A 14,881-nucleotide genomic window follows, 5' to 3' on the forward strand; every position below is an offset into this window, starting at 1 on the left:
CACGACTCACCGTCGCCCGCCGGCCAGGGCAGCCGGGATCCGCGGACCATCATGACAGCAGAACTGAACGCGTTCAACTTTCTTGGGATCCGTCGCTCCCGCCCAGGGCGGCGATCCGCGCGAAGCGCTCGGGGTCGCGCAGGCCGACGCAGTCGTGCGCCCAGAAGGCCTCGGCGTAGACGAACGTTCCGGTCATCCAGGGCTCGTACGACGACAGCTTCGCGACCTGGAACGCCGGGTCCGGAATGCGCAGCGACGGTGAGCGGAACCCGTACCGCCCGGCGGGCTGGAACCCACGCTTCCCGTAGTACGTCGGCGAACCCTCCAGGAAGACCAGCGGCACTCCGCTTTCGTCCGCTGCTTCCAGGGCTGCCTCGATCAACCGGGTCCCTACGCCGCGGCGCTGGTGGTCCGGGTGGACGCCCAGCGGTGACAGGCTGAGGACATCGACCAGCCGGGGTTGGGCATCCAGGCGGCAGGCGCTGAGCATGACGTGCCCGACCACCTGGTCCTGCCGGGTCGCAACAACCGAGATGGGCGCGAACGCTGCCGGCGCTGCACGCAGCACGTCGACCAGCCCGGGTACGCGGTCCGGATCGCCGAAGGCGCGTGCGTGGACGCCGCGTACCGCCGCATGGTCCTGGGCCTGCTCGGGTCTGATCTCGTAGGCGAAGCTCATGAGCGGCAGGCTAGGCAGGCGCCGCCGGATGGGCGACTGGTTTTGCCGCCTCGCCCGCCGACCGGGCGAACCGGTCGGCGGGTTGACGGGAGGTCGGTGTTTCCCAGGGGGCAGGGATCAGGTCGCGGAGAAGAAGCGCCAGTTCTGGTTCGCGTCGTTGACCGTGCGGCAGGACCACTGGTGGATGGTGGCGCCGTCGGCGGTCGACCAGTTCTCGACGTCCATGCACTTGCCGCTGTTGCGGTTGACGAGCTTGAAGTAGCCGCCGCCGACGTCGTCGAGTTGCCACTGCTGGCTGGGGCCGTTGTAGCAGCCCCACTGGTGGATGACGGCGCCGTCGGCGTCCGAGGGGCCGTCGACGTCGAGGCACATGTGGCTGTTGAGGTTGATCACCTCCCAGTAGCCGGGCACGCCGGACGGGGCGAAGTCCCACCACTGGTTGGCGTCGTTGTCGAGGCGGCAGCTCCACTGGTGCACGAGGGCGCCTTGGTCCTTGGACCAGTTCTCGACGTCGGCGCACTTGTTGGAGTTCGCGTTGACCAGCTTGGTGTAGGTCGACGGCGGCTCCACCGCGGGCGCTGCGGAAGCCGGTGGCGCGGCGAGTCCGGCCAGGCCGAAGGTGAGGAGGAGGGCGGTGATCGTGCGCATGTGTTCTCCCATGCCCGTACGACGAATCGACGCGATGTCGAATTCGGGTACGAACCTAGCGATCGCCGGCCCGGACGGGAATCACGCGAAAGGGTGAATGATGGTGCCCGTGAACATCTTCGACGAGTACCTGGCGGACTGGGACTTCGACGAGAAGTGGCGGGGATTCGTCGCCCGGCTCTCGGCCGCGGCCCCGGGGTGGCAGGCCGGGCCGATCGATCTCCAGGACGCCGCCATCTGGCCCGGACCGCTGGACAGGTGGGAGAAACTCAGCGGGCTCACGGTCTGGTTGGACGTCTCCGACAGCACGGGTCAGCCGGTCGTCCTGACCCTGGCCGGTGCCCTCGACGACACCGGCCTGCGCTGCGGGACCCTGGAGCCGAGCTGCCCCAACGATCCGGATCGGGCGGACCTGACCTGGTACACCGTCAACACATCGGGCGCCCAGGACCTCGACGCACTCGCCGATGCGTTCCTCGACTGGCTGGAGGCCCTGCAGCGCCGGCCGGTGGCCGAGTTGGCGCGGCGCGAGCGCGAGGCCGCGCGCCGCCGCCGGGACCGACGCTGACGGTCCTCCCGCTACTCGGCCGTGACCTCCGCCAGGTCGGCGAGCAGTTCGCTGACGGTGACCGGGTCCAGGTCGCCGAAGCGCAGCGGGTGCTCGTCGCCCGCCCGGTAGGGGTCCGGCTCGGTGGCCAGCCAGGCCGTGCCGAGCGTCTGGTCGCCGGACTCCTCGATGCTGCCGACACAGATGCCGAGGCTGAGGTACACGATCAGGTGGACGCGGTCGCCCAGCCGCTTGGAGATCCAGAGCTCCCAACCGGCGTCCTGCGGCTCCCCGCGCTCCCACCCGCGCTTGGTGAGCCCGAGCACCCGCCCCAGCGGGGCGAGCCGGTCCTTGAAGCGGTCCAGCCGGTGACCCGCGGCCTCCTCCGGGGTCACCCGGTGGACCGGGCGGGCGAGTTGCGCGAAGGGCTGCAGGATCTGGTAGTCGGCGAAGAGCGCCGACCAGGCGGGCAGCGCCTCGCCGAGGTGCAGCGGGTGGGCGAGGCGGACGGTCGCGGTACCGGGCAGGGGGTACGCGTCGTCGTCGACGTCGGCGAAGGTGGCGTCCTCGGCGACCCGGAAGGCGGTCGGCTGCGCGGCGCCCGGGGCCTGCGCGAGCCAGACCAGGCGGCGGACCAGGTGCCGCAGCAGCGGGTGCCGGACCAGGAGCTCGCGGAACTCCGTCGCGGTCCAGGAGCGTTGGGCGACCATCGCGGCTTCGAGGCGGTGGATCTGGTCGGCGGCGACGGTCCGGACGTCCTTCTTCAGCGCGGCGAAGCGCTTGCGCTCGGCCGGGGCCAGCTCCTGGTCGTCCCGGGCGCCGGGCGCCGGCAGGTCCTTGCGCCGCCTGCCGTCCGGGTCCAGCACGAAGGGGCGCAGCTGCTCGTCGAAGCCCACGGTGAACCGGCGCGGCCCGTAGTCGATCACCGTGCTGCCGGCCGCGTCCAGGCCGAGGTCGGGCACCAGCCGGTCGGCGAGCTGCTCCTGGCTCAGGCCCAGGCCGTCCGCGATCTCGGAGATCTTCTCCTGCGCCCGTTCCCGGAGCGCCTTGAACTTCACCCGCTGGGCCAGGCCGTGCAGGTGCAGCAGCGCGAGGTCGCTGCCGATCCCGGCCAGCACGCCCAGGCCCGCGACCGCGCGGGTGTGCCCGCCCTGCCCGGGCCAGTCCCGCAGGACCGGGGTGAACCGGCGCACCGTCTCGTCGTTGCCGAGCACGCCCAGCGCGTGCATGGTCCAGCTCTCCTTGGCGGGCAGGTCGGCCTGCCGCCACTCCTCGAACAGCGCCCAGGCGAACTCGGCCAGCGAGTCGGGGCGGCAGGCCTCGCGGACGATCGCCAGCCCGGGGTAGGGCTCGCCGGGCTCGCCGAGGGCGAGCACGGTCAGCACGTGCCGGACCGCCTGCTCCGGCAGTGCGGCGCCCGAGGTGAGCAGCAGCGGGGGCAGCACGTCCGGCTGCAGCCAGGCGGGCAGCGCGGGCAGGCGGGCCGGCAGGGCGCTCTCCAAGGGGTCGGCGGCCAGCGCCGCGGCGACGAGCTCCGCGGCCGGCGCACCGTGGCAGTCCGCCACGGCCGCCTGGAGGACCTGCGCACCCGCGTCGGCCGCGACCAGGCGCAGGGCCTGCTCGGCGGCCCGCCGGGCCGGGCCGGCCGCCCCGACCGCGTCGGGCACCAGCAGCAGGGCGGCGGCGACCGCGTGCCGGGCGAACCAGGACCGGGCCGTCGACCGCACCGACCTGCTCCGGCCCAGCCCGTCGGCCATGAACCGGGCGGTGGCCACGTCGCGGAACGGGAGCAGCAGCGGTGCGTGGTGCGCCGGCCTGCTCTGCACCGCGAACAACACGGTCGGGAGCGCCGACAGCCCGTACTTGGCGATGACCGGAGGCAGGTAGTGCTCCGCGTCGCACAGGTCGGTGGGCCGCCAGCTCTCGAGCCAGGGGGCGAGCACCTCGGCCGGCCCCGCCAGCAGCAGCCGCTGCCCGACCCAGAGGAGGCGCCGCTCCCCTGCCATCACCCTGGTGGCCTCCGCGGCCCAGTCGGTCGAGGCCGGGTCGCCGGGCTCGCCGGCGTTCCACCGGTCCCACTGCTCCCGCTCGCCGGGCAGCCAGGCCAGCTGCGCCGGGTCCGGCTGCAGGCCGGCCAGGACCCGCGGCCGGGGCGTGCGCTTACGGGTCCACGGCGGCGCGACCAACAGCGGCGGCAGCTCCTCCGGCGAGGCCTCGGCGACCCGCTCCCCGGTGAGGCCCAGGGTGGCGATCAGGTCCACGGCGGCCTGGTCGAGGTGCGGCAGCAGCTGGGGCAGCAGCGGCCGGCAGCGGGTCAGGTGGCCGGTGAGGAGCTGCCGGGCGGCGGGGGCGTTCTTGCCGTCGCGCAGCGCGGCGGCCGCGAGCAGCCGGGTGGCGCGGACCGGGTACCGCTCCATGGCCTCCTTGAGGGCCGGGCGGGTGTGCTTGTCGTCGAGCCGGGCGAGCAGCAGGCGGAAGGCGTCGTCGGTCGGGAACTGCGCCACCGCGGCGGTGGTGCTGCGCACCTTCTCCGAGCTGTCGGCCCGCTTGATCGCCTCGCCCAGGAACGGCACGCAGGCCGTGCCCAGGCGCTCGGCGAGCGTGGCGATCAGCGCCGGCGACCAGCCGTTCCACGGCAGCTGCGGCTTCGGGCCCAGCCGGTCCACCTGGGCCGGGGAGTCCAGGGAGCGGAGCAGCAGGGTGTGCAGCAGCGGCCCGGCGTTCCCGTACCCGGGTGCGTCGGCGACGCAGTCGTCGGCCCAGCCCGGCGTGCCCGGCGCGAGGTAGGCGGCGACGGCGCGGCCCTGCGGCGTGCTGCGGCACTGTTCGAGCGCGGCGCGGGCCGCCCGGTAGGTCGGCTCGTCCGCGGCGGCGAGCAACTCCCGTATCCGGTCGGCCGACGGCACGAGGAAGGCCGGATCGGGATGGTCCGCCGGGCTCGCGAACCAGATCACCGGATTGAGGGAGACCGAGCCGCGGGGCCACCGCTCGGTGTGGACCTCGCTCAGCCCCACCACCGCACGGGCGGCGAAGGCCAGGCCGTGCCGCACCACCCAGGCGTCGACGAACGGTGACTCGGTGCGGGCGGCGTGCTTCCGCCAGGGCGGCAACAGCCTGGACACGACGGCGGCGCCGAGCGGGTCCGCCGCTCCGGCCAGGTAGGCGCGCGCCGCCTGCACCAGCGCGGGGTCGGTCCGCGGGGCGGTGAGCGTCCGCTCGAGCCACTCCCGGTTGGCGTCGACCCACTCCTCGGCGCGCTCGACCGCCGCCGGCTCGGGCTGGGTCACGGGGCGCACCAGGTGCCCGCGATGCGGCGCGACCAGGGGGTGCCAGGCGGCGGGCAGCCGGAAGGTGTCCTCGTCCGGGAGGACCGGGGTGTCCGGCTGCGGTGGCAACGCGCCGTCGAGCTCCGCCTCGTAGAACCTTGCCGCCCCGTCGCCGACGAGCTCCCCGTGCCGCACAGCGTTCCTCCACCCCTCGATCCGGTGGGCGAAACCCTAGCGAGCTTCTCCGACAGCGGAGCGAGGGGCCGAGCCGTGGTCCGCCCTCGGCGGGCGCTCAGCCCGCGCGCGACTTCACGTGGTCGATGACCTCGTTGAACTCCTTGGACGGGGAGAAGTCCACGTAGTCGCAGTCCTCCAGCGCCACGGGCACGTGGCCGGGCGGCCAGTAGAACGCCTCCCCGGCCTGGTAGATCTCGTCGCCGGTCCTCGTCCGCATCTTCAGCCGCCCCTTGAGGAGGTAGCCCCAGTGCGGACACTGGCACAGGTCGTCGGGCAGCCCCACCAGGGCCGGACCCAGATCGGCGCCCTCGGGGAGGTGCACGAACGCGGTGGTCATGTCGCCGCCGATGTCCTGCATCCGCAGCTCCACGCCGTTGCCCTCGATGGCGATGGGGGCGTCGTCACGCTTGGTTGCCGTCATGGCTCCTCCATGACTCTCGGTGACCGAAACCCGGAGGGTTTCCCTGCCCCTTCCAGTGTGGCTTCGGCCCGGCCGTCGCGCGACAACAGGCCGGCACGAAGATCACCAAGGGGCCGGGGGCGGTGCGGAGGGGCGCCCGGGGCCCGGCGGGTCGAACCGGGAGCGCCACGGCGGTACCCGTGGGGCACGTGTGTGAGTCGGCGTGAGAATGCGTCCGCAGACGAAGAGATGACGCCATAACAGTTCTGCAAATTCGGGTGACCCGGCACTAGCTGCTGGCCCTCCCCCTGTGGTCGAGTCGCACCCGGCCAAGACCGACCGGCCCCACGCGACTCCATCACCCGGTGAAACCCACCGTCTCGGGGAGGACCTGTTGACGTCCACGTACCGCACGAGCCGTCGCCTCACGCTGCTCACCCTGGCCGCGGTCGGCGGCCTGATAGCCGCCACTCCCGCGCTCGCCATGCCGGTCCACCACCACCGCCACCCGCTGAGCGGCGGCGTCCGCGCGCTGGTCAGCGGTGACAACGGCGACTCCGACGAGTCGGATGACATCTCCGACGGCGCCCAGCAGGCCGCCGACCAGGTCAACGCCCCGGGCATCGTCGCCCCCGGCGCCTACGGCGCGGCCTGGAACGCCCTGCAGGACATGCCGCGGGCGGGTGGTCAGTGGCACCAGGCGACCATGCTGCCGTACAACTCGGACGACCCGCGCTACCGCGACGCGGACTCCAACTCCACCGCCGGCATGGGCCAGGTGACCGGCCGGATGACCGCGATGGCCGCCGACGACGGCGGCGACGTCTACGCGGGGTCGGCCGGCGGTGGCGTCTGGCGCTCCACGCAGGGCGGCGGCAACTGGACCCCGATCAGCAACGACCTCTCCGCCCAGGCCACGGGCGCGCTGGCGCTGGACGGCAGCGGCCGGCTCTGGCTCGGCACCGGCGAGGCCAACACCAACGCCGACGGCTACCTCGGCAGCGGCGTCTACCTGCTGTCCGACCCGAAGCACGGCACCTTCTCGCCGCACGACCGGGTGGGCGGCGACGAGCTGCAGTCGACGGCCATCCACGCGCTGCGGATCAACGGCGACACCGTCTACGCCGCCACCAGCGAGGGCCTCTGGTCGCACTCGACCACCCACCTGGACGGACCCTGGCAGCTGGAGTTCGCGCCGAGCCCGGACTACCTGCCCGGCCACCCGCTGGCCGCGGACCCGAACGCGGCCTACAAGAACATCGTCAACGACGTCGCCTTCGACCCGGCCGACCCGAGCCGGGTGCTGGTCGCCGCCGGATGGCGCTCCGGCGACACCTACAACGGCTTCTACACCAAGGTCAACGGCAGTTGGCAGACCGTCGGCTCGCTGGGTGCCCTGCCGACCGACCCGGGTGACGTCGGCACGGTGACCTTCGCCGCCTCCACGGACCACCAGCGCTACTACGCCGTGGTCCAGTCCCCGAACTCGCTCAAGGCGGGCGGCGGCCTGGGCGGCGTCTACGTGTCCAAGAACGGCTCGCCGTTCGGCCCGTGGACGCAGATCGCCACCGCCGCGACGCTGGCGGCCTCCGGTTCGGTGCTGGACAACCCCGGCGGCCAGTCCTGGTACGACGAGTCGCTGATCGTGGACCCGAACAACCACGACCACGTCTACGCCGGCCTGGAGGAGCTCTTCGAGACCACCGACGGCGGCGCGAGCTGGACCACCCCGTCCCCGTACTGGAACTTCCCGCTCGCCTGCTGGAGCACCGACCCCACCGCGCAGAGCGGCACCTGCCCGCAGACCACCCACCCGGACCAGCACGGTCTGGCCATCGGCAGCTACCAGGGCCACACCTACGTCTACGCGGGCAACGACGGCGGCGTCTACCGCCGTCCGGTCGACGGCCAGGCCAACGCGCTCGGCCACGCCACCGACTGGGTCTCGCTCAACGACGGAACCATCGACGCGCTCCAGTACTACTCGGTCGGCGTCGGCACCGACCCGAACGGCCAGGGCGTCGTGGTCACCGGCGGCCTGCAGGACAACGGCCAGTCGGTGCTGCGCGGGTACGGCTCCAAGGCCGTCGACACGGTGATGGGCTCCAACTTCGGCGGCGACGGCGGCATGACGCTGGTCGACCCGAAGAACGGCTGCAACGAGGCCCAGGAGTACGTCTACCTGGAGATCAACGTCACCCAGGACTGCGCGGTCAACAACGGCCTGGGCGCACCGACCACCTACAACGTGCCGCCGCCGGACAACGCGGGCTCCAACGCCCGCTTCATCGCGCCGTTCACCGCCGACCTGCAGAACCCGAACCTGTGGGTGGCCGGCGGCGAGAACGTCTGGGTGCAGCCGCAGGGCTTCGCGATCCGCTCCTCCAGCACCTGGAAGAGCGCCTACGACCTCGGCACCGGACGGGTGGCGACGGCGGTGGCCTCCTCCGGCGGCAAGGTCTACGCGGCGTGGTGCGGCCCGTGCAACCCGCAGGGCTTCGCGCGCGGCGTGGCCGTCGGCAACGCGGACGGCACCGGCTGGCAGCAGCTGACGCTGCCGGCGGGCGTGCCCAACCGCTACCTCAGCGACCTGGTGATCGACCCGAAGGACAGCAGCCACGTCTACCTGACGGTCAGCGGGTTCTCCCGCAACTGGAACGAGGGGCCGGGCGCGGGCATCGGCCACGTCTTCGAGAGCCACGACTCGGGCGCGACCTGGAGCGACATCTCCGCCAACCTGCCGGACGTCCCGGCGGACTCGCTCGCCCTCACCCCGGACGGCGGCCTGCTGCTCGGCACCGACCTGGGCGCGATGTTCCGCGCGCCGGGCCAGGGCCGATGGGACGTGATCGGACGACTGCCCGCCGTGGCGGTGGACCAGCTGCTCGTCGGGCCCGACGGCAAGGTGTACGCGGCGACGCACGGGCGCGGCATCTACACCATGCCGCTGCGCGAGATCGTCGAGGACGCGCAGGACTAGCGTCGTCCGGCCGTTCTCCCGGATCGGCCCCTGCTCGGCCATGGCATCGGCCTGGCAGGGGCCGATCCGGTTCTCGTTCGCACCGGCGTCGGCCGCGGCCCTGGTCCGGGCTCAGCCGGTGCCGAGCAGCCTGCGGGCCAGGGTGCGCAGCTCCTCGTCCGGGTGGCCCTCCCCGGAGTGCGGGGAATCGGTGAGCAGGCGCAGGGGGGAGAAGGCGAAGGCCCGCAGGGTGGGGCGGAGTTCCTCGGGGATGCGGCCGATCGCGGCGAGCGCGCTCAGCGCCGCCAGCCCGACCGGGGTCGCGCCGACCAGGTCCGCGAAGATCGGGGCGGCGCGGTCGGGCGAGCCGGTGATCCACTGATGGGCCTCGGCGGCCGCCATCCGGGTCCACTCGTAGCCGGCCGTCAGCAGCGGCTCGATCAGCGGCAGCAGCGGTGCGGCGGCGCTGCCCAGTGGCTCCAGGCCGGCCAGGAACCAGTGCACCGGGCCCCCGCCCGTGAGCAGTTCCTCGAAGGTGTGCAACGCCGGGGCGGCGTCACCGGTCAGGCGGTAGTGGGCGGTTGCCGCCGCGGCCCGCAGCGAGGTGTCGGTGCTCCCGGCGGCCTCCCGCAGCAGGTCGGTGACCTCGGCCGTCGCCTGCCCGTTCGCCCCGAGCCGGCGGGCGGCGACGATGGCGGCGCGGCGGGTGCGCAGGCAGTCGAGCAGTTCGGGCTGGGCCTGCCGGGCGGCGGGGCCGAGCGGTTCCAGGGCCCGGACCAGGGCGATCCCCGCGTTGTCGGCGGCGCCCGCGGCCAGCTGACGGCGGATCACGGGTATCAGGCGGTCGGCCGCCCCAGTGAAGTGGCGTGCCGCCGCGGCGAGCAGCCACGGGCTCGGCCGCTGCACCACCAGCCCCACGGCGCGCGGGTCGCGCGAGCGCACCAGGGCGAGCAGCGCCGGCTCGACGAGCTCCTGGTTCGTGCCGGTCGCGTACCCGTGCAGGGCCTCCCACAGCTCGGCGCCCGGCTCGGGGACCAGCTCGACCCAGTGGCCGACGACGCGCAGCAGGGCGGACAGTGCGTCGGCGTCGCGCTGGTGGGGCAGCGCGGCGAGCAGTAGGTCCAGCACCTCGGGTTCCCGGTCCCGCCAGGTCTCGGCGATCCGCCGGGTCAGCCAGGAACCGCGCGAGCCGGGGTCGCCCGCCGCGATCCAGCCGGCGGCCACGGCCAGGCCCGCGTCGGGGTCCTTGGTGAGCAGCCGGGTCAGCCGCGCCTCCTGGGTGCTGCCGCGCCACGGGAACGCGTCGTCCCCCGGCTCGGGTTCGGCGCCGTCGGTGGCGAGGACGGCCAGCAGCGCGGCCGGGTACGGCGGTTCGGAGCGCTCGGCCACGAGCAGGGCCGCCGCCAGCCGGACCTCGGGCAGCGCGCTGTCCAGGCCCGCCACCTCGCGCCCGAAGCAGTCCAGCACCACCAGCGCATCGGCCCGCACCGCCGCCACCGGATCGGCGTCGTACAGCCCCGCGACGCGTGCCTCGACCTCCTCCCGCAGCCCGGCCGGCAGCGCCCCGGCCACCGCCGCCACCACCCGCAGCGCGGCCCGCCGCACGCTGCGGTCGGCATCCGCCAGACAGGGCAGCAGGTCCGGCAGCACCCGGGCCAGCTCGGCACGGATCGCGGCGACCGGACTCCCCGCCCAGCGCGGCGAGTCCACGTCCTGCGGATCGTGGTCGGCGAGCGTGGCGAGCAGCATCAACAGCTCGTCCCGCCGGCCCGGAACGTGCACGGCGGCGTGCGCGAGGAAGGGGACGGCGGGAGCCGAGGCCTGGTACACCGTGCCCTGGTGGTGGATGTTGCCGTAGAGCTCGTAGATCGCCTCCTCGACCACCTCCTGGTCCGGCTCGTACAGCGCCCTGATCAGCTCGGGCACGTCCGCGGCGGGGCCGTAGGCGTGGGTCAGTTCGTGCCACTGGACATGGTCCAGCTCGGCCGGGGATCTCATGGGTCGGGCGCTCCTCAGCTGCTCAGGTGGGCCGACCCTATCGGGGGCCACCGACACCCCGTCAGCACGTGCCGGCGGCGGCCGATCAGCTGATGCCCGTGCGGCGGATCGCCCCTTCGGTGTCCAGGCCCAGGGCGGCCGCCCAGGTCAGCGCTTCGTCGAGACTCGCGTCGGCGTCGGCGAGGTGGGCGGCGGCCAGCGCGGCCGGCAGCTTGCCCCGGTCCAGCAGCAGCGCCCACTGCTGCCGGTCGAGGACCAGGAAGCGCAGCTCGGGCAGGTCGGCCAGGACGCTCAGGTCGCGCACGGCGGCCCGGGAGAGGTCCAGGCCGCGCAGGTTCGGGACGGTGCGCAGCGGGCCGAGGTCGACGGGGGCGGTGGTGGCCAGGTCGAGAGAGGCGAGGTGGGGGTGGTCGGCGAGCGGGGTGAGGTCGCCACCGCTCGCCAGGGTGATCCGCAGGGCCTCGACGGGCAGGGCGCGCAGCGGCGTCAGGTCGGCGGTGCTGCAACGGCTCAGGGTGAGGCGGCGCAGTCGGGTGGCGGCGGTGAGCGGGGTCAGGTCGACGGGGCTCGGGGCGCCGTTGAGGTGGAGGACCTGGAGGGTGGGCGGGAGCGGGTCGGACAGGTCCTTGACGATCACCTCGCGGGGGCCGCGTTCGGCGGGGTCCCGCAGCTGGAGGAAGTCGCCGTCGTGCCGGTAGGCGCCCTGGTCCAGGAGGTCCAGGTAGTGGCCGAGCAGTGCGGTGACCGACTCGGCGACGTGGCGCGGGCCGTCGTCGTGGTCACGGCCCATCTCGATGACCTGGCCCGGACGGCCGTCGCCGGCCGGGGCCAGGTCGACCGCGAGGTAGTTGCCGTCGCCGCGAGTGGCGAACGGCAGCCAGGCCGGGTGCCCGCCGCACCGCCGCACGGTGCCGGGCGGGTCGGCGTCGTAGACCACCCGGTTCCACTCCAGGCCCCACTCGAGCCAGAGCGGTTCGCTGAACTGGTCCTTGAGGGAGACCGAGCTCGCCAGGGAGAGCCAGTGGTGGCCGTCGAGCAGGTGGTCCTGGTCGTCGCGCTGACCGTCGGCCGTCAGGTAGAGCGCGCGCAGGTCGGCGGGCAGGCGTCGGCCGAAGTCGCGTTCGGCCTGGTCGAGTGCGGCGGCGGAGGCCGGCGCCGGCAGCGGCGGCTCCTGGTGCCCGAGGATCGTGGCCCGGCGCGCCAGGTACGCGTGCAGGCGGGCCACGGCCAGGTCGGGGTCGCCGGCTTCCGCGGCCCGGCCCGCCTGCTGCGTGGGCCCGGGTTGCGGGAGCCGGTAGTCCTCGTCCAGCACGACCTGGAAGTGCTCGGACAGGCCGCTCTCCCAGGTCACCGCGGTGGAGAACGCGACCAACCGGTACTCGCCGGAAGGCCGGCACCGTAGCTCCAGGCTGACGGCACGCCAGCTCCGCACGGCACGGACCGCCCGGGCCAGCTCCTCGAGCTCACCGAAGCAGTCGGGCAGGCTCCGCGACGGTCGCGACGCGTTCGCCACGGTGTACCAGCCGGAGAGTGACATGGCACCGTCCGACGCCGTGCCGCCCAGCAGCGCCCCGGTCCAGCCCTGCGGCGCCTGCGCGACGAGCTCCGCGGCGAGCCGCCGCGCGGCCCGGTCGACCACCTCGTGCTCGGTCATCTGCTGCTCCCCTCCGGTCGGTTCCGCCGCCGATCATCGCAGGGCGGACCGACAACGCACGACTCGCGCACGCCTCTTGACACCGGAACGGAGTGCGTGCGTTTACTTAGCCAATTGTTCGATAATGTTCGGTTCCGATCGGTTCGCGGATCGGGGATGAGGAGTGGTCGATGGGTCTCTTCCGACTCGGGCGCGCGGGGCGCGCGGCCTCGCGTCGGCCGCCGGGGCGGACCGCCCGGGTGGCGGTGGCGGTGCTGAGTTCGGTCGCCGCGCTGTTCGCCGTCGGGTCGCCGCCGGCCTCCGCCGCTGCCTCGACTGCGGCCTCGACTGCGGCTGCCGCCTCGCCCGCGGTCGCGGGCAACGGCTTGGCGGCCCTGACGCCCACTCCCCCGATGGGCTGGAGCAGTTGGGACTACGTCAGGAAGAACCCCAGTGCCGCGACCATCGAGGCGGAGGCGGACCACCTGGTCAGCAGCGGTCTGAGCGCGGCGGGCTACAAGATGGTCAGCATCGACGACTTCTGGATGTCCTGCGGCACCTACAGCGCGGCACTCGGCCACGACACCTACGACACCGACGCGAACGGGTACTGGACGCCCAGCGCGGCCTTCCCGGGCGGGATCAAGCCGGTGGCGGACTACGTCCACAAGCTGGGCCTCCAACTGGGCATCTACCTGACGCCCGGAGTGCCCTGGTCCGGTGACGGGAAGCCGATCGTCGGCACGGGCTACACCACCGACCAGATCAAGGTGACCTCCACCATCGGGCAGGACGAGACCAACTACAACTGCGCGACCGTCAGCGGCGGCCGGCCCGGCGGCAACAGCGGGATGGACTACATCGACTACGACACGCCGGCGACGCCCGGTGCGGGGCAGGCCTACGTGAACGGGTGGGCCGACCTGCTGGCCTCCTGGGGCGTCGACCACCTGAAGCTGGACGGGGTCGGATCGAACGACACCGGCGACATCGCGGCGTGGAGCAGTGCGCTGCAGCAGGCTCCCCGGCCGATCAGCCTGACCCTGTCCAACGGCAGCGGCGTCGGCAGCGCCATCGCCGCGACGGCGGCCCGGGACGCGAACACCTGGCGGATCGACGGGGACGTCAACTCGTACCAGGGCAACGCCGTCTACCCGCTGACCTCCTGGTCGAACGTGTCGAGCCGGTTCGACGACGCCGCGGCGTGGGCTCCCTGGGGCGCCGCCGGTCACTGGAACGACCTGGACTCGATCGAGGTCGGCAACGGGGACGACGACGGGATCACGGTGAACGAGCGCCAGTCGATGCTCGCGCTGTGGGCGATGGCTTCGTCACCCCTGATGATCGGCGCCGATCTGACCCGGTTGGATCCCACCGATCTGGCGATGCTGGAGAGTCCCGGCCTGATCCGGGTCGACCAGAACGGCGCCGCCGCGACCCGCGGCTACGACCAGAACGGGTTGCAGGTCTGGAGCAAGGACCTCGGCGGCGGGGAGCGTGCCGTCGCCTTCTTCAACACCGGTGCCGGCGCGCAGACCTATGACGTCGGCGACTTCGTCCCGTCCGTCCGGATGACCGCCGGCGACGTGGTGACCGACCTGCTGGGCAACGCGGGCCTGCAGCCGGTCGCGTCCGGAGGCGCGGACCGGACGCTCACGGTCGCCGGCCACGGCGCCGCGATCGTCGGCGTCACCGGGCCGGCCGGGTGGCAGCCGGCCGCCTGCGGCACCGCGGACAGCGTCACGGTGCCCGCCGGTGCGCACACCGCGCAGGCCCTGGTGGCCGGCGCGCCGGGCCAGGCCGGGTGGGGCGTGAACGGGGGCGGCGGCAATCCCGGCGGTGCCGGTGGCGCCGTCCTGGCGACCTTCGCCGTCACGCCGGGTCAGACCCTGTCGGCGATCAGCGGCTGCACTTCCACCACCAACAGCGGTGGCGCCGGCTGGTCGACCGGGGGTTCCAGCATGTCCGGCGGTGGCGCGGGCGGCGGGTCCTCGGCGATCTGCGCGTCCAGCACCTGCACCGCCACGGGCGGCACCCTGGTGCTGGTCGCCGGCGGAGGTGGTGGCGGCGGGGGTGGCACCTGCGTCGGGTACGCGGGGTGGCGCGGTGGTGCCGGTGGCGCGGACACCGGCTCGATGACCGCGACGGCCGGCGCGACCGGCTCGGGACCGAGTGGCGCGGACGGCGTCGCCAGTGGCGACCCCGGTGGTGACGGCGGCGCCAACGACGGCTCGCGGGGCGACAACGGCTCCCCCGACGGGGGCGGCGGCTGGGTCCACGACGGCGACTCGGGCGGCGGCGCCGGCATGGTCGGGGGCTGGGGCGGCAACGACTGGGGCGCGGGCTGCCAGTCCCAGGGCGGCGGCGGGGGCGGCTCGTCCTGGATCCTCGCCGGCGCCGCGGCGGGAGCCACGTTCTCGACGAGTCAGGTGGCCCAGGCCACGATCTGGTTCAGCTGACCGCGGCCGGGCGGCGCTCGACCGGGGTCACCCGGTCGAGCGCCTGCCGCGGCAG

9 protein-coding genes are annotated in these 14,881 nt (G+C 73.9%); 3 read left to right on the forward strand and 6 right to left on the reverse strand.

What is annotated here, in order from left to right:
* Positions 1–73: 73 nt before the first annotated feature.
* On the reverse strand, positions 74–679 hold the full coding sequence (locus ACQRUO_RS04500) for a GNAT family N-acetyltransferase (protein ID WP_428314383.1): 606 nt from the start codon (positions 677–679) through the stop codon (positions 74–76).
* 117 nt (positions 680–796) lie between these two features.
* On the reverse strand, positions 797–1,327 hold the full coding sequence (locus tag ACQRUO_RS04505; RefSeq protein WP_428314384.1) for an RICIN domain-containing protein: 531 nt from the start codon (positions 1,325–1,327) through the stop codon (positions 797–799).
* A gap of 109 nt (positions 1,328–1,436) precedes the next feature.
* Between ACQRUO_RS04505 and ACQRUO_RS04510 the strand changes: the two genes are divergently transcribed.
* Complete coding sequence (locus ACQRUO_RS04510; protein ID WP_428314385.1) at positions 1,437–1,895, forward strand: hypothetical protein; 459 nt, start codon at positions 1,437–1,439, stop codon at positions 1,893–1,895.
* Positions 1,896–1,906: 11 nt separating this feature from the next.
* On the opposite strand, the gene ACQRUO_RS04515 is transcribed toward ACQRUO_RS04510, so the two are convergent.
* Both ACQRUO_RS04515 and ACQRUO_RS04520 read right to left on the reverse strand, forming a co-directional pair.
* Positions 1,907–5,335 carry a DUF4132 domain-containing protein gene (locus tag ACQRUO_RS04515; protein WP_428314386.1) on the reverse strand — a complete coding sequence of 1,143 codons (3,429 nt, stop codon included), beginning with the start codon at positions 5,333–5,335 and terminating at the stop codon, positions 1,907–1,909.
* 97 nt (positions 5,336–5,432) lie between these two features.
* Positions 5,433–5,798: a hypothetical protein gene (locus tag ACQRUO_RS04520; protein ID WP_428314387.1), complete on the reverse strand. Its 366-nt coding sequence runs from the start codon at positions 5,796–5,798 to the stop codon at positions 5,433–5,435.
* Between the two features lie 373 nt (positions 5,799–6,171).
* On the opposite strand from ACQRUO_RS04520, the gene ACQRUO_RS04525 reads away from it, so the two are divergent.
* Entirely contained in the window at positions 6,172–8,757 is a 2,586-nt protein-coding gene (locus ACQRUO_RS04525) for a glycosyl hydrolase (protein ID WP_428314388.1), read from the forward strand.
* 111 nt (positions 8,758–8,868) lie between these two features.
* Here ACQRUO_RS04525 and ACQRUO_RS04530 read toward each other — a convergent pair whose 3' ends face one another.
* Both ACQRUO_RS04530 and ACQRUO_RS04535 read right to left on the reverse strand, forming a co-directional pair.
* Entirely contained in the window at positions 8,869–10,734 is a 1,866-nt protein-coding gene (locus ACQRUO_RS04530) for a hypothetical protein (protein ID WP_428314389.1), read from the reverse strand.
* Between the two features lie 85 nt (positions 10,735–10,819).
* Positions 10,820–12,388 carry an SMI1/KNR4 family protein gene (locus tag ACQRUO_RS04535; protein WP_428314390.1) on the reverse strand — a complete coding sequence of 523 codons (1,569 nt, stop codon included), beginning with the start codon at positions 12,386–12,388 and terminating at the stop codon, positions 10,820–10,822.
* A gap of 170 nt (positions 12,389–12,558) precedes the next feature.
* On the opposite strand from ACQRUO_RS04535, the gene ACQRUO_RS04540 reads away from it, so the two are divergent.
* Positions 12,559–14,826 carry a glycoside hydrolase family 27 protein gene (locus tag ACQRUO_RS04540; RefSeq protein ID WP_428314391.1) on the forward strand — a complete coding sequence of 756 codons (2,268 nt, stop codon included), beginning with the start codon at positions 12,559–12,561 and terminating at the stop codon, positions 14,824–14,826.
* Positions 14,827–14,881: the final 55 nt, after the last annotated feature.

Source organism: Kitasatospora sp. LaBMicrA B282, from assembly GCF_050325825.1.
In the GTDB taxonomy this organism is placed as follows: domain Bacteria; phylum Actinomycetota; class Actinomycetes; order Streptomycetales; family Streptomycetaceae; genus Kitasatospora.